Raw genomic sequence first — 22,955 nt, 5'->3', positions numbered from 1 at the left:
ACCGTCAAGATATCACCAGTTTCATCCGACCCGATCTTCTTTTCCGCACGCGAGGCCACCATGTTCGATTCACTTTTCAGCGCGGGCAGCACTGTCGCCCTCCCCGCCTGGGCCGCCCTTGGCGCCGCGCCCTGGCTCGGTCGCGCCAAGCCCGCCATCTGGGCGCTGACCGGCATCGTCATTCCCGTGGGACTGGGGCTGGCGTACTGGTGGCTCATGGCCACCTACTGGTCTTCCGCACCGGGCGGCGGCTACGGCTCGCTGTCGGCGGTGCATGCGCTGTTCCAGCAACCGGCACTGCTCACGGCGGGGTGGTTCCACTACCTTGCCTTCGACCTGTTCGTGGGCACCTGGATCGCGCGCGAAGGCGAGCGCGCGGGCATCGCGCCGCTCCTTCTCCTTCCCTGCTTCGTGCTGACCTTCCTGTTCGGCCCGGTGGGCCTGCTGGCCTTCCTGGCGCTGCGGGTGGCACCCTGGTGCGCGTGGCTGGCGCGCGAGCTGCACCGGCGACAGCCGCAGCTGGCCTGGTTCGGCGGCATCCTGCTGGCGGCGATGGTGCCCGCGCTGCTGGCGGCGTGGCTCGATCCGCGCACGCTCGCCGGCGTGGGCACGGGCGTGTGGGTCAAGCCGCTGAAGTTCATGGCGTCGGTGAGCCTCTATGCGCTGACGACGGCATGGCTGCTCGGCGACCTGCCGCGCATGCATCGCGGATCGCGCACCGAACGCGCGATTGTTGCGATCGTGATCGCGACGGGCCTCTTCGAGGTCGCCTACATCACGCTGCAGGGTGCGCTGGGGCAGGCCTCGCACTTCAACGAAGACTCGACCTTCCACGCCGTCATGTTCACCCTGATGGGCATTGGTGCGCTGTCGCTCACCGCCACGGCATTGCCGCTCGCACGTCTGGTGGCGCGGCACGGCGACACGCTCGCGCCGGCCTACAGGCTGGCGGTCGTGCTGGGCCTCGTGCTGACCTTCGTGGGCGGTGCCGGTGGCGGCATTGCCATCAGCCTGCACCACGGCTCGACCATCGGCGCGATCGCGGGCGGCGCGGTGCTGCCCCTGGTGGGCTGGTCGGCCACCGGCGGCGATCTGCGCGTGGCGCATTTCCTGGGCGTGCACGCGCAGCAGATACTGCCTTTGGCTGGCGCGCTGATCGCCATGCTGCGCCTGCCCTTCGGCCGCGTCGCCGTGTGGCTGGTGGCGGGCGGCTACGTCGCGCTGATCCTTCTTGCGTTCAGGCTCGCCTACGCAGGCGTGCCGCTCATGTCGTTCGGGGCGTGACGCCGACGGCGTGCATGCCCCGGCACATCATCAGAATTTCCAGTCGAGGCTGGCGCGGACCGACTGGTCTTTCATCTTCGAGGCGAACTGCCCGCTGTAGGCCACGCGAAGCGTCGCACGCGGCGCCACGCGCAGGTCGAGTTCTAGCTCGGCCAGCGTCGCATTCCTGGCCACCGGCACGCCGGTCACCGTGAATGCAGCGCTGCCCAGCAGCGCCGACGTCATCTGCGGCGTGAGGTCGCCGAAGCCGCGCCGCCAGCCCAGCGAAGCCCGGGCCGTGGCACTCATTCCGCCGAGATCGAAGTCCATCGACGTCCGCGCACCGAGCGTGCTGAAGGTCACGTTGGTGTTGGCGCCCTGCCCGTACAGCGCCGCGAGGCCACCGCGCTCGCGCAGCTTGCTGCTCGACAGGTTCACATGCGCGAGATTGGCGAAGGGCTCGACATCCACGCTGCCGGCCTTCAGCTTGTAGGCCAGCTCTCCGAACGCCTGCGCCGTGCGCGCATGGGAGCTGCCCTGCAGGCTGTCGGCAAAGCCCGGGAACGCCACCGACCGGCGGGTCGACAGCTCGTTCCACGTGAGGGCCAATCCGCCACGCACGGCCAGCGGCCCTTGCTCGGTGCCGCCATAGACGCCCAGGTGGTAGTTGTCGCTCGACCCCGAGGCCTGCCGGTCCTGCACGTCGAAGCTGGTGTGGCTCACGCCGGCCACGACGCCGATGCGCCCTTCGTCGAGCAGCGGGCCGTCCACGCCGCCCATGAAGCCGCTCGCGGAGCGCGAGAGCCTGCCGGCATTGCCGTCGCCACCCGCATGCCCCCAGGAGCCGAAGGCCTGGCCCCACACGCCATAGCGGCCGGGCACGCTCGCCAGCGTCTGCGCATCCTTGCCGCGCGCCTGCGACGCGTCGCCATTGGCCTCGGTCGCGAACCGCAGGCGGCGCAGCACGGCCTCGCGCACGAAGCGGCTGTCTTCGATCAATGCCGTCTTGGCCGAGGCGTGCAGCTCGCCGCCGAGCTGGTCGAATGCCGCGCGCGCCTGCGCGCCGGTCTGCAGGTTCAGCACCGCCAGTTTGAGGCTGCTGGCGTCAGGCAGGGTGTCGGCCCCCATCGCGGCGGCGGCCTGGTTGCGCGTGCCGGCTGCCGCGGCAAACGGTGCCACCTGGGCGATGTCCAGGTAGGCACCGGCGGTGTCGTAGCTCAGCTTCGGACCGACGAACAACGAGATGGGCGCCGCATCGCCCGACAGGCCGGCGTAGGTGCCGACGATGCCACCCGTGGCCGTCAGCAGGTTGTAGCGCTGGCCGAAGACGAAGGGCGCGTCGCTGGTGCGCACGATCTGCACCGTGCCGCCTTGCAGGATGGCCTTGCCGCCCACCACGATGCGGTCGCTGGCACCGCCGGGCGCCACTTCGGCCTGATAGAACGATCCGGCCGCCTGCAGGAAGTCGCCGCGCACCGTCAGCGTGCCGATGGAGTTGCCCGGCGCCACGGTGCCGCCCGCGGCGATGGTGGCTGCGCCCACCGAGCCCGTGCCGCGCAATGTGCCGCCGGCGTTGACGGTGGCGTCGCCCGCCGTGCCGTTCACCGTGAGCAGGCCCGTGTTGTTGACGACCGATGCCGAGACGATGGAGGCGGCCTTGTCGATCACCAGTTCGCCGCCATTGACGCGCGTCTCGCCTGTGTAGGTGTTGTTGCCCTGCAGCGTGAGCTGGCCCGCACCGCTCTTGGTGAGGCCTGCTTCGTAGGCGGTGGGGTCGGCCAGTTTCTTCGTGAGGTAGGCCACGCGGTCATTGGCCGTGCTGTACGAGAACTGCAGCGAGCCCTTGACGGCGTCAACCTCGCTGTCGGTGATGCTGAACGAACTGGCGTTCAGCGCCGTCGTGAGCTGGCCGCTGATGCTCTGGGCGAGCCAGCTGTACGCGGGGTTCGAGGCGTAGCTGTCCAGATACGAGCCGTACGTGGTGCCCGCCAGCAGGCGGGAGAACACCGAAGCCGCGACGGCGTTGCCCTGCAGGGCCTGATAGTCGGCGGCGAAATTCCCCGTTGCGATGGAGGCCGCCAGTTTCTTCAGCAGCGGCACAGCACCGGTGCGCAGGCCGCCGAGGTACGTCGCGAGCTGGTCGCCCGGAAGAGCGCCCGGCAGCGTCGCCTTCTTCGCCTGCCAGCCGTTGACCTCGGCCTGCTCTTCCGTCTTTCTCTGGACGATGGCTTCCTGCGAGATGTCGTTGCGCCAGATGTCCTTCTGCCCGCCGGGCAGGTTGTAGTCGAAGCGGCCCAGGAACTGCGCAGGGCCGTCCATCGCCTTCTGGAGATCGACAAGGCCCCAGCCAACCACCGCATTGGGCACCTTGCTGTTGCTGATCTTCAGCGGCGTGATGTCGCTGAACACCACGGGGTCGCCCTTGATGATCGGCTTGCTCGTATCCACCTCCATGTTCTGGGACGTGGTGAACAGCACCGTCAGTGCCTGCTCGTTCGTCATGAAGGGGTAGCGCTCCATGATCAGCGCCAGCGCCGCCGACGCGTGCGGTGCCGCGGCCGACGTGCCGTTGAAACTCGCGTAGGTGGGGTTCGGATTGGTCGCGCTGCCGGAGTAGCTGGTGGACGACGTCCCCGTGGGCGCGGCCACGCACCAGTACTTTGCGATGCCGCACTTGTTGTAGACCTGCCCTTGCTGCTGGGCGTAGCCGGTGGTCGTCATCCAGTTGCCTTCCAGCTCTGGGTGGAAGTACGGCAGCGAGCCGCGCAGGCTGGCGTTGTCGTAGCCGGTGTTGCCGGCACTGAAGTTGTTGACGACACCGTTCCTCGATACCTTCATCGCCGCGTCCAGCCAGGTGCCCTGGCCGTTGTTGGCGATGCGATATTTCTCGTGCAGCCAGTAGGCGCCGATGATGTTGTTCAGGGTGCTGTAGTCCTCGCGATTCGGGCCCCTTGTGGGCTGCGAGCCCCAGCTGTTGCTGATGATGCGCACGCCCTTGGCCGCCAGCGCGTCGTAGGCGGCCGAAAAGTACTTGGCGTCGGAGGCAGGAAACTTGGGATCGGACACGCCGAACAGGAACCCGTCGGTGGCGTTCGTGTTGGCCTCGTAGACAGTCGCATTGAACGCGACGCCGTGCATGTCCTTCCCATCGCGCGCGGCGCCGATGGTGCCGCTGACCATCGTGCCGTGGTTGTTGTTCTTCGCATTCAGCACCCCTGAGATCCCGTCGCTCGTGACCGGAATGAAACGGCTTGCCGGCAGCCCCGGATGCTTGTCGTAGTAGCCCGAATCGAGAACACCGATGGTGATGTTCTTGCCCGTGTACCCAGCCGCATAGGCGTACTGCGCCTTCATCGCGGCCAGCCCCCATTCCGCATTGAACTCGCCGGTGCGCCAGCTTTCGGGGTCCCCGATCTTTCCTGGGTCCTGGTAGCTGGCCGGCTGCGCGTTCGCACACGAGATCGACAGCAGCATCAGGCACGAACAAAAGACATTTCTGCGAAACGGAGGCACCTTCATTTCTTGTTCCCTGTTGGAGTTGGAGGCCGACGAAAAACCGCCCGTCGGATGGCGGTGAAAAATGAAACGGCGGTCCGCCATGGGTGGCCGCACGCCATTTCGCGCACGTCCGCTCAGAGGACGAGGCGTGTCTTGAACATCAGGGTGATGCGCATCGCGGGGCAGGTGCGCGAGACGCCGCGGGCCACGTGGAACACGAAGCCGGGAAAGATCAGCAGCCGGTTCGGCTTCGGATAGATGGCGGCCAGGATGTCGCTCTTGTCCTTGTTGAAGATCAGGGTCTCGCCGCCCCAATCCGGGTCCCACTGCGCGTGCGGGTAATAGACGGCGGTGCAGGCGCCCCGTTCCAGGGAGTCGGTGTGCGTGGCGCCGTCGCAGCCGTAGGGCAGCCCGTTGGCGTAGCAGCGCTCCAGCGCATGGCCCGCGAGGCTCGATCGCTTCAGCCGCTGCCAGAGCGCATCGGCCGGGGGTGCGTTGCGCGCCAGCTCGGCCTCGACATCGGGCGATGCGCTGGCCTCGGCGGCGTCGAGGCTGCCCGCGAAGTGCCTGTGCCAGAAACCCTGGACGGCATCGCCGGCGTGCGAGCGCCAGCCGTGCGACCAGTTGCCCGAAGAAAGAAAGGTGTGAAGGTTTCGCTGTTCCTCAAGGGGCAACAGGTCGTCGACCACGACGATGTCTTGCCAGGGCCTCGCGCCCTCGCTGGTTGCTTCTTTCACGAACCCTCCCTGCTCTTCTCGTTTTTTGAAGTGCGCGGGATCGGCGGATCGGATGCGGCACGTGCCCCACCAAAGGCAGCGATGCCGAGCGAACCGGCTGTTTCCGGAAACCCACGCGGTACGGTTTGAAGCAACGGCTGTGCCAACCCATGGGCACGCGGCCTGTGGATGTCGGGCGCACGACGGAACACTTTCGTCTGCCATCGCCCGCGCCGCGTCGTCCTCCGGGCCGACGGTGTATACCTTTGCCGTATCTATTGCAACATTGTTGCATCAGATCGGGTGAAAGCGTCTTGGTGGAATCCCGGGCCGCACCCGCCCATGCGCCTAGGCCGACTGGCCAGTTGCCCTTCTTTCGGGGCGAACCTACAGTGGCCTTCCGGCCCCTTCATCGGCATGCACGTGCCACTGATACGGAGGTTCCCAGCGATGCAGTCTCTCGTTTCCTGCTACGCCTGCGTCGGCGCCTGGGGCGTGGGGTTGGTTGCTCTGCCGCTGCTGTGGCCGGCGAGGCTGAATGCGGAGTCCCGGATGCGCGCCCGGATATTTGCGCTCGGCGCCTCGGCGGACCCGCCGGGCACCGTGTTCAACGACGACGACGGCAACGACGCGCAGCCCGCCGCAAGGCACGGGCCCGCGCGATGTCGACCCGAGGCGGCCTGACTTCCGCTTCGCACGCCGCGCGCCTCGTGCATGCGGTCCGTCAGGCCATCGCCCTATCGCCCCATCGGCTCAGAACTTGCCCAGCACGTTGAGGAACCACCCCTTGCTGCGGTAGCTCATGTCGGTGAGGTTGTCGGAGTAGTCAGTGAAGTTGTAGCCCACGCCCACTTTCAGGTTCTCGTTGACGTGGTAGTACGCGGCCGTGACCCAGCCGTTCTTGCGGTCCTTCAGTTCCTTCGCGCGCAGCGAGCGCCATTCGAGCATCCAGTCCCAGTTGCGCACCAGCTTCCAGTCGACGCGCAGCACGGTCAGCTGCGCCGAGCTCTTGAACCACGGCGCCGAGCTGTCGCGGCTGGCGCGCAGCTCGCCGAGCCGCCAGGCGTACTTGCCGCCGATGGTCCAGCGCGGGTCGATGTCGTAGGTGGCGTCGATGGCAAAGACGTGGCTGCGCTGCTGGTAGTCGATGCCGGTGGTCGACACGGTGGTGCCCAGGTTCGCATCGAGCCCGCCGCCCGACACCACCTGGCCCGGCGACGACAGGTCGTACAGGTAGGTGTACTTGAAGAGCAGGTTCAGCCGGTCGTCCAGCGCGGGGCGCAGCGCGTAGCCGAGCATGGCTTCGGTGTACTTGGCCGCGGCCAGGTTGCCGGTGGTGCTGTCGCTGTCGGCCCAGTTGAGCTTGCCGATCCAGCGCGCGTCGTCGTCCACCTTCCAGGTGAAGGAGTTCTTCAGCAGCCAGCTGGTGCGCGACTCGGCCGAGGTGCGGTCCCTGCGGTACTCGAGGCCGCCGCTGTACTTCAGGCGCTCGCTCGAATAGCCCGTCGTGAAGGCGATGGCCTGGCGGCGGGTGGCGCCGAGCGTTTCGGCGCCGACCCAGCCGTTCTCGAAGTTGACGCCGAAGGTCCAGCGCGTGTCGGGCGCGTACTGCACGCCGTAGGCATGCGTGAGGCCCGGCTGCGCGCCGGTGGCATGGCGATGCTCGGTGAACATCGTCAGGCCGTCGCCCACGCGCGAGCGCACGCCGGTCACGAGGCTGCCGCCACGGCCGATGAGGTTCTCGTCGGTGCGGCCGGTGTCGGCCACGTAGGTCATGTAGACGCTGGAGCGGTCGTCGTACTGGTAGTCGACACCGGCCTTGCCCGCGAGCCCGCCGTCGCCGGTCGAGAGTTCGCTGCGCAGCGCCAGCTTGTCGGTGAAGCGGTAACGCCCGCCCAGGCCGATGCGGTCGTTGTCCAGCCGCGTGCCGGTGCGCCGCAATGTCTTCTGCGCAAAGCCGTAGGCGCTCCAGCGGTCGTTGCCGGTGTATTCGAGCTGCACGGCCGCGTCGGCGCGCTCGCCCGACACGGCCTGCGTGCTGGGCAGCGAAGGGCTGGTGATGAGCGCATCGCCGGTCTTGTCGTCGTAGCGCAGGCCCAGGCCCAGCTTCCATTCGGGCGACAGGGCCAGGCCGTACTGCGCATCGACCACGCTGCTGTTGTAGCCGTTGCGTTCGTCGCGGCGGTCGACCTTCAGGCGCAGCTCTCCGTTCTCGCCCTTCTCTCCGAAGGGCACGGTGCCCGACAGCCCGACCTGCCGCGTGGCGTTGCTCGCGTACTGGCCCGGCGCCGAGAAGCCCGCATCGCGCGACTGCGCATAGGCGCTGATGCGTCCGCCGCCCCGGATGTCGAAGTCGGCCAGGTCGGCCTGCCCCTCCAGCCGCCAGGCGTTGGCGTTGCCGGTGGGGCCGTTGCCCAGGCGGGTGTTGCCGGTGCCCACGGCGCCGTTGCGCCCGCTGAAGTTGAAGCCGCCGTCGAGCGAGTCGAGCTGGCCAGTGCCCGGCCCCTTGCTGCGCGCGAACTCGCCCTTGACGTAGGTGGTCTCGGTCTTGCGCACCGTGACGTCGACACCGGCCAGCCGCTGGTCGGCGCCGATCTGGTCCTGGCGCGAGGCGGTCACGCCCACGCCCACGTGGTCGTTGGCCCACCACGACACGCGCCCGCCCACGGCAAGCGTGCTCAGCGAGGTGGTCAGCGGCGTGTATTCGTAGTCCACCACCAGGTAGGTCGGCATGCCGGTGAAGCCGCCGGCGCGCACCAGCGAGCCGTCGTCCGACAGGCTGGGCAATGGCGCCGACAACAGCACGCGGCCCTGCAGGTAGTCGATCTCGTAGTCCGAACTCGGCACGAGCTGCGTGCGCTTGAGCACGAAGCCCGAGTCCTTGTCGCGGATCTCCAGCGTCACGCGCTCGGCGCCGCGCGTGATGTCCTGGTTGCGCAGGTAGTAGAGCGAACCGCCGGTGCCGCGGAACTCCTCGCGCGCGGCCAGCGTGCCGGGCTCGGCCGCGTAGGCATCGACCTTCAGTCGCGCTTCGCCGAACGACGTCGACTCTTCGCCCAGGTAGCGGCCGTAGAAGCCGTACAGGCCACGGCTCACGCGGGTCAGCTCGGTGTCGCCGAAGTTGAGCTTGAAGTTGCCCCACATGGCCTGCGAGCGACCGTCGTCCACGCGCAGGTAGAAGCGGCCCTGCGTGGGCGCGTCCTCGATGGTGGTGGAGTCGTCGCCGAAGGTGCTCCACGAGTCCTCGGGGTCGAAGCGGCGGAACAGCGAGGTCGGGTCCTTGCGGTCGAGGTTGCGAAACAGCTCCTTGAGCGGACGCTCTTCGGTGTCGACGCTGGCCGTGAGCGTCCAGCGGTCGTTGAGCTGGCCCTTGGCATAGCCCGCGATGCGGCCTTCGCTCCAGCCGCCACCGCCGTAGCGGTTCTTGTCGTTGGTCATGATCGCGGCGGGGCCGCTCACGCTGTTGGTGCCCACGGTCAGGTCGGCCTGGCCCACGAAGAACCAGTCGCTCTTGGGCAGGTCGAAGTCGCGGCGGTAGGCGCGCGTGGCGCCCTGCGCATCGGTGACGGCGATCTCGCCGGTCTGCACGCGGCGCGGCACCAGTTGCTGGAACACGAAGCGTCCGCTTTCGTCCACCGGCACGGCGAAGCCGAGCGCGCGCACCGTCTCGCCGGGGCGGATGGCGGCGCCGCTGGCGGTGACCGTGCCCGCGCTCAGCGGAATGTTGGCGATGGCGATGTTGTTCTGGCCGTAGGCGCGCAGCAGCTCGCGCGCCACGTCGGGCGTGGTCGCGTCGGGCACGTGGCGCTCGGCCACCGAGAGCGAGAGGTCATCGGTTTCGTCGAAGCGGCCCTGCCGGTCGTACACGCGCACGCGGTAAAACAGCTTGCCGGCCGTGCCGGCGGCCAGCCGGTCGCGCAGCCCTTCGGGCACCTGCCATTCGCCGCGCAGCGTGGCGTCGAGCGGCACGGTGGCCAGCAGGCGGCGCTGCATCACGTCGTTGGCGGTGAAGATGCGCAGCTCGGCCTTGCTGGTGAACAGCAAGTAGTTGCTGTAGCCGGCAAAACGCACGGTGTCGCCGGCCACCACGGTGGTGGGCCATGCGGTGGCGCTCAGGCGGCGCGGCTGCGAGAGGTTGTCGTACTGCAGGCGAAGCTGGTTGCGCTCGAGCTGCACGTCGACGCAGCGCTGGCGGTCGGCGCTGGTGGCGCCCTCTCCCGCTGCGGTGGACGGGCCCTTGCCATCGGGCGTGAGCAACTGGCCGTCGACGCTCAAACGAAGCGGCGCATCGTCGGTGCCGATGGCCGTGAAGGTGCGGCACACGCCCGGGTCGGCCACCGGTGCGGGCGCGGCCACCGCCACGGGCGCATCGCGCCAGTACACGCGCACCTCGACGCGCCGGTTGGCCGCCCAGTTGGCGGGGTCGGTGGCGGGCGTGGCCACGGGCACGTCGGGGCCACGCGAGGTGGCGGCGGCTGCGCCATCGGGCAGGCCGAGGCGCTGCGTGAGGTAGCGCCCGACCTGCTGCGCGCGGGCCAGGCCCAGCGCGTGGTTGTCGGCGAAGCGCTCGCGCGAGCGGGCGCTCAGGGCCTGCGTGTCGGTGTGGCCGACGATCTCGAAACGCAGGCCGTCGCGGCCCTTGACCTGATCGGCGATGCGGTCGAGCTGCGCGCGGTCGGCCGGGGCAAGGCCATCCGCGCCGGACTCGAAGTGCGGCGTGCCGGTGTCGCTGCGTTCGACGGGCGGTGTGGCCGCCGCAACAGGCGCGGCGGCGGGTGCTGCGGGTTCGCGCGCGTCGCCGAGCACGAAGGTGGCCTTGGGCAATTCGCGCTCGCTGCTGCGCGGCAGGTGCCGCGTGCCGTCGATGTCCACGGCACGTGGATCGGCGGCGGCGTGGTCGAGCATGCGGCCGCGCACGGCGCTCTCTTGCGCCAGGGCGAGCCCCATGCTCATGCAGGCGGCGGTGACGGCGCCCGCGAGGGCCACGCGCTTCGGAAGCTGTCTTCTTCTCATGTCGGCTCGCTGGAACGTGTTCGGTGTGGAGGTGCGGTTCATGGCGTTCGTGTGGCCTCGCGTCATGGCTTTGCCGCCTCCGCGGTGGCGGGCGTCAGCTCGACCTCGACGTCCAGGTTGAAGAGCGGCTCTTCCTTGCGCTGCGCGCGTTGCTCGCCCAACTGCTTCCAGCGCGCGAGCACGGCGGCCTTCACCGCATCGACACGCTGGCGGCCCAGGGCTTCGGCTTCGCCGGGCGCGGCCTTGTAGGCCAGGCGCAGCACCGAGGTCTTCTCGGCCAGCACGTTCACCGTGCGGTCGAGTTCGCCCACGAAGCCGGCGCGCAGCTCGGCGCCGCCGTCGTCGAAGGCCGTGCCCTGCAGCGCGAGCCGCACGACGCGGTGCACCGTGGCGCCGAAGTTGATCTTCAGCACCTTGCCGCGCGTGGCGCGCTCGGCGGCCGGGTTCTCGCTGGTGGTGCGGAAACCCGAAGGCAGCGTGCGTTCGTCCAGCTTCAACACCAGGTTGCTGCCGGTGCCTTCCTTCGGAATGGCGGCGCAGGCGATGTGGTAGCGGCCTTGCGCATCGGTCGTCGCCAGCACGCCGTTGACGGTGGCGATGCGCACGTTGGCAATGCCGGGCTCGCCGTCGTCCTGGTAGCCGTTGGCGTTCCTGTCGTCGTAGACCTTGCCGATCACGTCGGTGCAGTCGAACAGCGCATCGGGCACCACGCGCACGGTGGCGGTGGCCAGGTTCGACAGCACGCGGCCGCCCACGCCCTGCGTGGCGATGACCTGGTTGACGAACTCGCCCTCGCCCACGCCGACCCCCACGCCCGCGACCATCAGGTATTCGCGCGTTTCGTTGGGCGCGAAGTTCTGGCCCGGCACGATGAGCTGGCGCCCGTTGACCTGCGGCACCACCGGCAGCGCGACGCCGCCCGGCAGGATGCGCACGCTCATCGAGCCCTGGATGTATCGGAAGCCCGGTGGCAGCGTGTCGACCACGGCCACGCCCGGCACGGGGTTGCCGCGCGTGTTGCGCGCCGTGATGCGGTAGGGCAGCAGCTCGCCCTTCTTCACGGTGAGCTTCGAGGTGGTCTTGCGCAGCTCGATGAGCGTGGCGTCCGACGGGTCGAGCGGAATGTTGTTGGCCACCACGTGCTGGCCGCCGCCGGCTGGCCGCAGGAACAGCAGGTAGTAGCCGGCGCCTGGCACCAGCGCCGCGCCGGGGCTCACCACGCAGGGGTTGGTCTGCGCGGGCACGGGTCCGTTGGCGGGCGCCGAGCACGACTGCGTGCCGAGCGCGCCCACGGCGGCCGGATAGATCGACGACGGCAGGTAGTTGCCCGGCGGCGTGATCGCCAGCTTGTACTCGCCGGCCGGTGCGCCCGGCAGCACGAAGAAGTCGTAGTAGCCACCGGGGCCGGTGGTGTAGCTGTCGCGGCCGTCGAACAGGTGCTGCGCCGGATCGAAGCCGGGCGGCCCCACCAGTCGCACCACCGCGCCGGGCACGGGCGTGCCGCTCACGCTGTCGTACACCACGCCACCCGGGTCGTACGGCAGGTCCTGCTTCTGCACGTTGGCGCCGGGGTTCACGCGCACCTTGATGGTGAAGCGTGGGTCGCTCGCGGGCGGCGTCGGGTACGGGCCGTTGGCGCCGTTCTGCGCCGCGTCGGTGGGCCACACGCCACCGACGACACGGCCATCGGGCGAGCGGAAGCGCACGCGGTATTCACCGGGCGTGAGGTCGCCGAAGCGGTAGCCGCCATCGGCGCCGGTGGTCACGCTGTAGAGCACGGTGGCCGCGGTTTCGGCGCAGGCGTTGCCGCCGTCGCCGCAGCGCATCAGCTCGACCGTCCAGCCTTCGCCGCCGCCCTCGCCGCTGTCGCGGTTGCGGTTGTGGTTCTGGTCGAACCACACGTTGCCGGTGAGCGAGGCGGGCTGGTTGCTGTGCTCGGTGAAGTCGTAGCCGGTGCCGTTGGCGTTCAGCGAGTTGAAGCTCACGTGGATCTGGTTCGGACCCTGCGCGGTGCCGCCCAGCGTGCCCGGCACGGCGATGCCTTCGTCGTAGCCCACGGGCTGCGTCTCGGTGAGGGTGTAGCCACCGGGGCCGGGCAGCGGCAGGCCTGGCAGTTCGTAGCGGCCATCGGCGCCGGTGACGGCCGTGCGCGTGACCGGCTGGCCCGCGGCGTCGGTGCCGGTCAGCGTGATGGTCACGCCGGCGATCGGCAAGTCCTGCGGCTCGCGCGTGCCGTTGCGGTTGGCATCGTTGTAGACGGTGCCCGCCAGCGATGCGCCGCGCTCGCCGAAGTTGTAGTTGTCGCCGTTGCCACCACGGTAGGCGATGGCGCTGATGACGTCGTTGCCCAGCGTGCCGCTGGGCACGCCGTCGAGCGTGCCGACTGCGTCGAGGCCGTCGGCATAGGTCACGGGTTGGGTCTCGCGCACGGTGTAGCCCGCCGCGTCGGCCGGCAGCAGGCCGGTGAAGGCGTAGCGGCCGTTCGCATCAGTGACAACGGTGGCATTGACCGGCAGGCCACCCGAGGTGCGGCCGGTGAGCGTGAGCGTGACGCCCGGAATGCCCGGCTCGCCCGCCTGGCGGATGCCGTCGTTGTTGGTGTCGACGTAGACCCAGCCGCCGATCTGGCCGCCGCGCTCGCCGAAGTTGTAGTCGATGCCCGCGTCTTCCGACACGAGTGCGAGCCCGCCGAAACGGTCGTTCACGTTGCCGGGGTTGGCGGTGCCGCGCGGCGCGCCGCCCACGGTGCCGAGCGACTCGGGGCCGTCGGCCATGCCGGCGGGTTGCGTCTCGTCGATCTGGTAGATGCCGGGCGTCAGCGCGTCGACCAGGTAGCGGCCGTCGGCGGCGGTCTGCACGGTGCGGTCGACCGCGTTGCCCAGGAAGTCGGTGCCGGTCACGCGGATGGTGGTGCCGCCGATGCCGGGCTCGCCGCTGTCGCGCACGCCGTTGGGCGGCGCCACGTCGGCATACACATAACCCGAAAGGCTCGCGGGCTTCACGGCCGAGAAGTTGTTGCCGGCCGAGCCCGCGCCGGCGGCGCCGAGCACGATGTTCTGGATGACGTTGGCGTTCGAGCCGTTGGGGCCGTTGGTCACGCCGCTGCCGCCGGTGGGCACGGAGCCCGCGGCGCTGCCCGCGCCGCTGACGTTGCCGGCGTGCGTGATGCCGGGCAGGTAGCCCTGCGGCCGCGTCTCGGTCACGGTGTAGTTGCCGGGCGCGAGGTTCGGAAAGCTGTAGTCGCCGTTGCCGTCGGTGGTGGTGGTGCGCGAGACGGACTGGCCGTTCACGTCCGTGCCCGTGAGCGTGATGGTCACGCCCGCGATGCCCGGTTCGGTGGCGGGCGCGCCTTGCACGCCGTTGCCGTCACGGTCGTAGTACACGCGGCCCGAGATGCCGCCGGGCAGCAACTCGCCGAAGTAGTAGTCGCCCTGCGTCAACGGCACGTTGCTGCCGCCGGCCACGGTCACGCCGCTGATGACGTTGCCGCCGCCCTGCGGCGTGCCGGGGTGGCCGTTGGCGTTGGCCTTGCCCGGTGCGTAGTTGACCGGCTGCGTCTCGGTGATGGTGTAGCCACCCGCTCCCGAAGGCGGCACGTTGCGGAACTCGTAGCTGCCCGCGGCGCCCGAGGGCACGGCCAGGATGCTGACGGCATTGCCCGCGGCGTCGGTGCCCGTCAGGCGCAGCTCCACATTCGGGATGCCGGTGTCGCCGGCCTGCAGAATGCCGTCGTTGTTGGCGTCCACGAACACGCGCACCGAAACGCGGGTGAGCAGTTCGCCGAAGTCGTAGCCGGTGCCGTTGACGTTCGAGCGCAAGGCGATGGCGCTCACGACATCGTTGGTCACGGTGCCGCCGGCGGTGCCGGCCGCATCGCTGCCATCGGCGAAGCCCGCGGGCTGCGTTTCGGTCAGCGTGTAGTTGCCGGGCGTGAGGTTGTTGAAGGCGTAGTTGCCGGTGCCTGCCGCCGTGGTGGTGGTCAGCGACACCGGGTTGCCGTACATGTCGGTGCCCGTGAGCGTGACGGTCACGCCGGCAATGCCGGGGTCGCCCGCGCTGGAAGCGCCGTTGTAGTCGGCGTCCTGGTAGACGCGGCCGGCCAGGCTCGATGCGCGCACCTCGCCGAAGTTGTTGGCCGTGGAGGTGCCGCCCGTGCCGAGCACGATGTTGTTGATGATGTTGGCGTTGGAGCCGTTCGGCCCGTTCGACGTGCCCGCCGGCACGGTGCCGGGCGTGCTGCCGGCACCGGTGACGGTGCCCGCCTTCGTGATGCCGGGCAGGTACGCCGCGGGCTGGTCTTCGGCCACGCTGTAGGTGCCCGCTGGCACCGTGAAGCTCCAGTTGCCGTTGGCGTCGGTGGTGGTCGTGAGGGCGATGGCGTTGCCCCCGCCGTCGGTGCCGGTCAGGCGGAGGGTCACGCCGGCGATGCCGGGCTCGCCACCGTCGATCAGGCCGTTGCCGTTCAGGTCTTCGTACACGCGGCCCGAGAGCGCGCTGTTCTGCACAGTCACGTTGCCATCGCTGAAGTTGTTGCCGCCGTTCGGATCGGTGCCGCCGTTGGTGTCGCCCGAGCCGGTGGTGACGATGTGCGCGCGGTTGGTGATCACGGTGCCGTTGGCCGGCGGCGTGCCGCTGAAGCGCACGGGGATGCGCACGGTGGCCGTGCCGTTGGCCGGCATCGAGGTGATGGCGCAGCTCACGGCGGTGCCACCGGCCACGCCGGTGCAGGTGGGTGCGGCGGGGGTGAAGCTGCCGCCCGTGACGGTGAACACCGGCGTGCCGGCCAGCACCAGCGATGCGGGCAGCGTGTCGGTGAAGCTGGTGGTCTCGGCGCTGTCGGGGCCGTTGTTGCGCAGTTGCACGAGCCAGTCGAAGGGCACGGCCGACGACGCGGTGGTCACTGGCGTGGCGGTGTTGGCCATGACGGCGGTCTTGGAGACCACCTGCACGTCGGCCTTGAAGCGGAATGTGGTGTTCTCGGCCACCGCGTTGTTGCCCTGCACGGGGTCGAAGGCATTGCGCGCGGCGTCGAAGAAGTCGACCCTGGCGTTGTTCTGGAAGGTGCCGCGCGACACGCCGCGCAGCACCACGCGGAACTGCAGCGTGTTGGGCTCGCCGGTGGAGGTGGCGCCCGAACCGCCGAGCGTCGGGATGGTGAAGACGATCTGGCCGCCGGCCGAGCCGATGGCCGCGCCGTTGGCCAGCGCGAAGGTGGTGCCGCTCGGAGAGGTCACCGACACCAGCGTGGGCGGCGCCTCGCCGTTCGGGCCGGGCAGCGGCAGCAGGTCGACCATGCGCACGTCTTCCGCCGTCGAGGCGCTGTTGTTCGACACCGTGATGGTGTAGCCCACGTCGTCGCCCACGTTCACCGGGTCGACGTCGTCGCGCTTGGTGACCACCAGGTCGTATGCCGGCGCGGTGATCGTCGCCGGCACGGCGGCGTTGTTGTTGGCGATGTTGGTCTCGGGCGTTGCCGTGATGATCTGCACGGCGTTGGTCACCGTGACGCCGTTCAACACGTACAGCGGACGCGCACGCACCGTCACCGTCTGCTGCACGTTGGGGTCGAGCGAGGTCCAGGCGCACTCGAGCCTGTTGTTGGTGGTGCCGGTTCCCGTGGGCTGCGTGGTGCTCGGCTGCGTGGTGCAACTGCCGCCGCCCGAGGCGGTGGCCGAGATGAACATCAGGTTGGCCGGCAGCGTGTCGACCACGTGCACGTCGTAGGCGCGGCCGAGGCTGCCCTCCGTGAGGCTCAGGTTGCGCGCCGTGAGCGTGTAGACGAGCAGCTGTCCCACCGGCACCGAGGCCTGGCTGACCGACTTGGTGACTGTCACGTCGGTGCGCGCGAAGAGGTAGGCCGTGGCGCTGCCGTCGTTGTTGGCCAGGTTCGGATCGGCCGGCGTGGTCGCCAGCGCATTGGCCGTGTTGTTGATCTGGAAACCGTGATCGATGGCCGAGGCGCCGTCACCGTAGTGCTTGGCGACGACCTGGATGACCGGGCACAGCGGCAAGGCGCTCGCGGGGTCGGTGCTGGCGCGGCAGACCGGCAGGGTCGACAGCGTGCAGTTGGAGAGCGAGGCGCTGCCGAAGCCGCCGCCGTTGGCCGGCAGCGCGCAGGTGCCGGCGAAGGTGCCGCCGTTGGCCGTCTGCGAAACGGCGCCGGCGCCGATCACCTGTGCGAAGGTGTCGGTGACGACCACGTTCTGCGCCTCGGAGGGGCCGGCGTTGACCACCTCGATCTGCCACGTGATGTTCTGGCCCGCGATCTGGCGGTTGCCGGCGCTGTCGCCGATGCCCACCACGCGCTTGAGCACCTTCACGTCGGCGGCGGTGGCGTTGTCGTTCACGCCGGTGCCCAGGGTCGTGCAGTCGTTGTTGATATTGGCGTCGGGGTCGGCGCCGAGCGTGGGTGCAACGGCGGGCAGCGCCACGTTCACGCACATCTTGTTGACGATCTGGCCGCCGCCCGGGGGCAACGCGGAGATGGTGGCGTTCACGATGATGTAGCCGCCGTTGCGCGCGCCGTTGCCGCTCGACGTGTCCACGCCGATGTCGGCCGTGAGCGTGCGCGTGCAGGTCACCGTGGCGGGGCCGGGCACCGGGGTGGCGGGCGTCGGGACCACGGTGGCGCCGCCCTTGGTCACCGTGCAGGTGTAGCCGTCGCGCTGCGTGACGCTGTTGATCTGCACGCCGGACGGCAGGTCGTCCACCAGCTGGATCGTGCTGCCCGTCAGCAGGCGCGTGCCGCCAAGGTTGGTGCTGCCGACCTCGTAGTCGAAGGCCTGGCCCAGCGGCACGTTGTTCTGCGGCCAGCTGCGGCGCTTGTCGGCGCGGAAGTCGGCGGCCGAGACCGCCACGTCGGCCGGCACGCTGCCGGTGGCCGAGCTGGCGACGGGGCCGGTCGCGCTCACGGTGGCCTCGTTCACGACGCCGGTGCCGGCCGTCATGGCGATGACCGGGATCACGATGTTGCCGAGCGCCACGTTGGCGCCGTTGTTGCCGCCGATGTTGCTGCGCGTGCAGCTCACCGTCTGGCCGCTGACGGAGCAGGTCCAGCCGGCGGACGCATTGATCGGCAACTGGATCGCGAAGTTGGCGGGGATGGTGTCGCTCAGCGTCACGCCGGTGGGCGGACTGCCGCTGAAACTCGGCCTCAACCGGAAGTCGAAGCGCTGGCCCACCAGCAACTGGCCGCCGTTGTGGCTCTTCGCGAGCGCGAGCACGTAGCCGGCCGTCACGGTGGTGTTGGCGGTGATGGTGTTGTTGGTGGAAACGCCGTCGCCGATCGCACCCCTCGGCGCCACGGCCGGCTGGTGCGTGATGGTCGAGCCCGCGCCTGCGGTGACCGTGCCGTTGATGCTGAAGGTGCGCGTGTTGCCGCCCGCGGTGGCCGGCATGGCCGGCACGGTGCAGGTCAGCAGGCTGCCGCTGATCGCGCAGCCCGAGGGCAGGCCCGTGCCCGAGACCGTCAAACCCGTGGGAATGGGGTAGGTCAGCGTCGATCCCGTGCTGGTGTCGGGGCCGTTGTTGGTGAGCGTGAAGACGATCGGCACCGTCGCGCCGCTCGCCGCGTTGACCGGGGCGTTGATGGTCACCGCCACGTCGGCACCCTGGTTCACGGTGATGGTCTTGGTTTCGCTCGCGCCGCCGTCGCTGGGCGTGGCGGTCACGCTCAGCGTGCCCTGCGTGCGCGTGCGCAGCAGCACCTCGAAGGCACGCAACTGGTTGGCCGCGAGCGTGATGCCCGAGCAGGTCAGCGTGCCGGGGCCGGCGCTGCCCACCGGCACGTCGGCCGTGCAGCTGCCCACCGGCACCGCGCCGGTGCCCATGTAGATCGCGTTCACGGGGATCGTGTAGGTGAACGACATGCCCGGTGCGCCGATCGGCAGGCTGTCGGTTTCGGCGACGGTCACGGTGCTGGTCACCGTGCCGCCGGCCGGCAGGATGTCCGGTGCGTGGACCAGGCTGGAGATCTGCGGCGCCGCATGCGCCGCCACCGCGAATAGCAGCCCCGCCAGCGACACCGCCGCCCGTGCCAGTGAGAAGGTGCGACGTTGTGCGTGCGCGCCCGACAAGCTTTTTGTATTCCTGAACATCCCCGTCCCTCGTGATGCGTCGACCGGCCGGATGCGTTCCAAAACACCGCTGCGTGCGGGGTGGCCGTCCGGAGAAAGGGGGGGATTCTTGAAAGGGGGTGCCTGCCCGGTTTTTGCGCGCCGGTGCGAAGCTTTTGCCCCAGCTGACACTTATTTACTATTGCAAACAAATGTGAACTTAGTCACATCGGGTTTCCGCGGAACACCCCTACGCTCGGCCGCATGTCCTACTGGTCGTCCACTCCCACCAAGCGCGCGCACATCCTGCTCATCGACGACAACATCGATGAGTTACAGGTGCTGCTGGGAACGTTGCGCGGCGCGGATCACCGGATCAGCTTCGCGTTCGATGCGATGCAGGGCTACCGCCGTGCCACGGCGCTGCTGCCCGACCTGATCCTGCTCGACGTGCGCATGGGCGCCATCGACGGCTACGCCACCTGCCGGCTGCTGAAGGCCGACCGTGCGACGGCGCGCATCCCGGTGATCTTCGTGACCGCCTCCGGCTCGGTCGAGGAGCGGCTGACCGGCCTGCGCGAAGGCGCGGTCGACTACATCCTCAAGCCCTACGAAGCCACCGAAGTGCTGGCACGCGTGGCGATTCACCTGAGCCTGGCCGATAGCAAGCGAACAATCGACACGACCGACGAGACCGAGGTGGTCTATGTCGATGCCGAAGGTGCCGACGCGGGCAGTGCGGGCCGCGACAAGGCCGACCGCGTGATCGCGCAGGCGGCCGAGCGCGTGCTGCTGTCGAACCTGTCGCGCGCACCGTCGCTGGCCGAGATCGCGGTGCGCGTGGGCACGCATGAAAAGCGGCTGTCGCGCGCGTTCCGCGAGCGCACCGGCCAGAGCGTCTTCGAGTTCCTGCGCGAAGCCCGGCTGCAGCAGGCGCAGCGCCTGCTGCTGTCGTCCGCGCTGAGCATCGACGAAGTGGCGGTCGAGGTCGGCTTCTCGGGCGCCGCCAATTTCTCGACCGCCTTCCGCGAGCGCTTCGACGCCACGCCCGCCGCTTTCCGCAACGCACGCTTTCGCGTCGCGGAGACCGACGCGGCACCCCGCGCCTGAACGCCGCGATGGCCGCGCGACATTGGGTCGCGGCGCTGCTGTGCGCCGCCTGCGGGTGGTGCCTGCTGCCAGCGGCCCAGGCGGGCACCCTGCGCCTGGGCGCCATGCAGACCCTGCCGGCCATGCTCGACAACGACGTCGAGTGGCTCGAAGACCCGACGACCCGGCTGACGCGCGAATCGGTCGATGCACTCGCAGGCGGCAGCCCCGGCGGCTTCCTGCCCGGAACGTCTGCGCGCATGCGGCCCGGCTTCTCGAACTCGGCTTTCTGGCTGCGCTTCACGCTCGCCAACGACGGCCGCATGGTCCGGGCGATGCGCTTCGTGATGGACGCCACCTGGCTGCAGCGCGTCGACTTCCACGTGCTGCGGCAAGGGCCGGGCGCAGACGACGGGCAACCGCAAACCTGGACTCATACGGCAGCCGGCCTGGCCGTGTCGCAGGACGCCCCACCCGACCGCGTGCCCACGCTCGACCTCGACCTGCAGCCCGGCGAAAGCGCGCGCGTGCTGGTGCGCGTGCAAAGCCTCAACAGCGTCAAGCTCAGCCCCTGGCTGCACACGGCCGACAGCTGGCGCGAATCCGAAAGCCGCCATGCGCTGCTCGACGGCCTGCTCATCGGCGGGCTGCTGGTGCTCGCGGTGTATTCGCTCGCGCTGTGGTGCCAGACCCGCACCTTCCCGATGGCGGCGCAGAGCCTGGGCTTCACGCTGGTCGCGCTCTACGAAGGCACCTACCGTGGCCACACGCACCTGGCGCTGTGGCCCCACAGCCCCGAGTGGAGCTACCGCGCGCCGGGCGTGCTGGCCGGCTGCTGCGTGCTGACCATGGTGGTGTACCTGTACGCCCTCGCACGGCGCGGCCCTGTGCGCCCGCCCGGCCTGCGCGTGCTGGTCCTGCTGACCGGCGTGCAATGCGTGGTGGTGTTCGGCACATCGTTCGGCACCTACGCCCCGTTCGCACGGATCGGCGTGCTGAACGCGCTGCTGCTGGTGTTCGCGCTCGGCGTGAGCAGCTTTCTCTACATGCGGCGCGCAGGGCCGGGCGGCAAGCTGGCTTTTCCGGTGATGGCCGTCGTCGCCTTCGGCACCTGCCTGCGGCTGGCCGAGCTGTCGCTGCCGGCCAGCGCGCTGCCGGGCCTCGATGCCTACGCGCTCGGCTTTCCGGGCCTGCTGGTCGGGCTGGTGGCACTGGCCTCGTGGACCCATCGCCTGTCGCACCAGCGCAGCGACGCGCAACGCACGCTGATGCACTGGCAGACGCACGAGCAGCAGCGCCTGCACGAAGAAGTGACGCGCAAGACGCATGCGCTGAATGCCGCGCTCGAACAGGCCGAGCACCATGCGCGCGAGCAGAGCCGGCTCATGGCCTACATCGGTCACGACCTGCGCGCGCCGCTGGCCACCATCGTCGGCCATGCGCGGATGCTGCGCAGCGAAGCCGGCTCGAAGCCCGAGCAGCTGCAGGCCATCGAGCGCAGCGCCGGCTACCAGCTCTCGCTGATCGACGACCTGCTCGAATACGCCAAGGGCGAGCTGCTGCCCTTCAGCTTCGAGCCCCGGCCGGTGCGGCTGCCGGCACTGATCGAAGACATCGCGCAGTACGCCGCCGCGCTCGCGCAGCGCCAGGACAACCGCTTCGTGCTCGAACGCCCCGGCACGCTGCCGCCGGTGGTGGCCCTCGACAGCAAGCGCTTTCAGCAACTGCTGCTGAACCTGCTGTCGAACGCCGCCAAGTTCACGCGCAACGGGCAGATGGGCCTGCGCGTGGAGGCCCACGCCACGACGACGTCGTCGTCGCCATCATCGCAATGGCGGCTGGACGTCGAGGTCTGGGACAGCGGCGTCGGCATCGACCCCGAGAACCAGCAGCGCGTGTTCCAGGCCTTCGAGCGGGCCGGTGCCAAGGCGGATGGCCACGGGCTTGGCCTGGCCATCGCGCGGCGCATCGTCACGCGGATGGGGGGCGAATTGCAGCTCGACAGCCAGCGCCATCTGGGCACGCGCCTGCGCTTCTCGGTGGTGGTCGACGCGGCCCCCGAGACCGCGGTGCCCACCGCCTCCAGGTCCGCGCCGCTGCCGGCCCTGACCCCATCGGCAACAGCGGGTTCGCGGCGCCGCACGCGCCCCATCGCCGGCATCGCGCCGCTGCCCGATGCGATGCGCGCCGAACTCGAAACGCTCGCGCGCGAAGGCCGCTGGACCGACCTGCACGAATGGGCCGACCGGATCGCACACGACGCGCACCATGCGGCGCTGGTCGCTGCCGTGCGGCAGGCGCTCGATGCGCTGGACTTCGAGCACATCCGCCACCTGGCACGCGCCACGCCCAGCGGGCCGCCCGGCTGAGCGCCAGCGCGCTGATCAGGTACCTGCGTCGGGTGCCGCAACGCCGCTGCGAAACTGCCGTGGCGTGACGCCGATCTGCTGCCGGAAGCGGCGGCTGAAATAGTCGGCATCGGTGAAGCCGCATTGCCGCGCGATGTCGACGATGCGCGCGTTCGATGTCAGCAGCAATTCTTTCGCGCGGTCGAGCCGGCGCTCGGTGACCAGCTCGGTGAAGGTGCGGTCGGTCTGCTTCTTCAGCCGATGGGCCAGGTAGTTGGGCGACAGCATCGCCGCCGCGGCCGCGTCGTTGAGCGACATCTCTTCGCTCAGGTGTTCGCGCACATAGCGCATCACGCGCTGCAGTGCATCACGCCGCGAGCTGCGCCCGCTGCTGTGGCGTTGCGCCTGCTCGATCAGTTGTGCCTCGTGCCGCTGGCATGCGAACGCGATCAGCTGCAGCAGGATGCCGCGGATCGCACCCACTGCCGCGAAACCGCGTGTGCGGTTCAGCGCGGAGAGTTCGTCGAGCCAGCCCAGGATGCGCGCGAAGTCGACCTCATCGAAGCCGAAGTCGACGTACTCCTGGAACAGGAACGGTGCCAGCTCGGGCACGCGCGCCACCGGCACCTCTTCCAGGTCGAGCGGCGCAACCGCCAGCTCCGGCCACAGAAAGCCCTGGTCGAAGTTCACGATGGCATAGCGCGCGCCCTCGGGGTGCGGCACCACGTGCACGCGGTACGGCAGCACAAAGCTCAGGTGCCCCGCCCGGAACGGCCGCACCGCGCCACCGATGAGCTGCTGCGCGCCGCCCTCGATGCTCACCTGGATCTGGAAATACTCGTGGCGGTGCGGACGCGCGAGCACGTCGCGCGCGCCCTCGAAGCGGATGTCGAAGTCGAGATGGTTCGCACGCTCCTGCATGCCATAGAGGCGGGAGCTGGAAGAACGGGCCGAGGGCATCGCGCGATGGTAAG

Annotated in this window: 9 protein-coding genes; 4 read left to right on the top strand and 5 right to left on the bottom strand. The window is 69.6% G+C overall.

Annotated features, from left to right (window positions below):
- The first annotated feature begins 60 nt into the window (after positions 1 to 60).
- Positions 61 to 1,284: an ABA4-like family protein gene (locus BLQ28_RS06815; protein WP_093237931.1), complete on the top strand. Its 1,224-nt coding sequence runs from the start codon at positions 61 to 63 to the stop codon at positions 1,282 to 1,284.
- A gap of 30 nt (positions 1,285 to 1,314) precedes the next feature.
- Here the strand turns inward: BLQ28_RS06815 and BLQ28_RS06810 are convergent, their stop codons facing one another.
- Together BLQ28_RS06810 and BLQ28_RS06805 are read right to left on the bottom strand one after the other, a co-directional pair.
- Positions 1,315 to 4,737: an autotransporter domain-containing protein gene (locus BLQ28_RS06810; RefSeq protein WP_176801040.1), complete on the bottom strand. Its 3,423-nt coding sequence runs from the start codon at positions 4,735 to 4,737 to the stop codon at positions 1,315 to 1,317.
- A gap of 158 nt (positions 4,738 to 4,895) precedes the next feature.
- Positions 4,896 to 5,498 (bottom strand): 2OG-Fe(II) oxygenase, encoded by a 603-nt coding sequence (locus BLQ28_RS06805; protein ID WP_256327202.1) that lies wholly within the window; start codon positions 5,496 to 5,498, stop codon positions 4,896 to 4,898.
- A 531-nt stretch (positions 5,499 to 6,029) separates the two neighbouring features.
- Between BLQ28_RS06805 and BLQ28_RS33235 the strand changes: the two genes are divergently transcribed.
- Positions 6,030 to 6,161 carry a hypothetical protein gene (locus BLQ28_RS33235; RefSeq protein ID WP_256327201.1) on the top strand — a complete coding sequence of 44 codons (132 nt, stop codon included), beginning with the start codon at positions 6,030 to 6,032 and terminating at the stop codon, positions 6,159 to 6,161.
- A gap of 69 nt (positions 6,162 to 6,230) precedes the next feature.
- On the opposite strand, the gene BLQ28_RS06795 is transcribed toward BLQ28_RS33235, so the two are convergent.
- Positions 6,231 to 10,490, bottom strand: a complete 4,260-nt coding sequence (locus BLQ28_RS06795) for an OmpA family protein (RefSeq protein ID WP_176801039.1) — start codon at positions 10,488 to 10,490, stop codon at positions 6,231 to 6,233.
- A 62-nt stretch (positions 10,491 to 10,552) separates the two neighbouring features.
- On the bottom strand, positions 10,553 to 18,565 hold the full coding sequence (locus BLQ28_RS06790) for an SdrD B-like domain-containing protein (RefSeq protein ID WP_093237924.1): 8,013 nt from the start codon (positions 18,563 to 18,565) through the stop codon (positions 10,553 to 10,555).
- Positions 18,566 to 18,808: 243 nt separating this feature from the next.
- On the opposite strand from BLQ28_RS06790, the gene BLQ28_RS06785 reads away from it, so the two are divergent.
- Together BLQ28_RS06785 and BLQ28_RS06780 are read left to right on the top strand one after the other, a co-directional pair.
- Complete coding sequence (locus BLQ28_RS06785) at positions 18,809 to 19,654, top strand: response regulator transcription factor (RefSeq protein ID WP_093237922.1); 846 nt, start codon at positions 18,809 to 18,811, stop codon at positions 19,652 to 19,654.
- 8 nt (positions 19,655 to 19,662) lie between these two features.
- On the top strand, positions 19,663 to 22,002 hold the full coding sequence (locus BLQ28_RS06780; RefSeq protein ID WP_093237921.1) for a sensor histidine kinase: 2,340 nt from the start codon (positions 19,663 to 19,665) through the stop codon (positions 22,000 to 22,002).
- Positions 22,003 to 22,017: 15 nt separating this feature from the next.
- Here BLQ28_RS06780 and BLQ28_RS06775 read toward each other — a convergent pair whose 3' ends face one another.
- A complete protein-coding gene (locus BLQ28_RS06775) occupies positions 22,018 to 22,902 on the bottom strand; it encodes a helix-turn-helix transcriptional regulator (protein ID WP_093237919.1) in 885 nt (294 codons plus the stop codon).
- Positions 22,903 to 22,955 lie beyond the last annotated feature (53 nt).

The organism is Variovorax sp. EL159, from assembly GCF_900100965.1.
Lineage (GTDB): Bacteria > Pseudomonadota > Gammaproteobacteria > Burkholderiales > Burkholderiaceae_C > Variovorax.
Note: the sequence above shows the minus strand (reverse complement) of the source record. Positions and strands in the feature narration are given on the sequence as shown.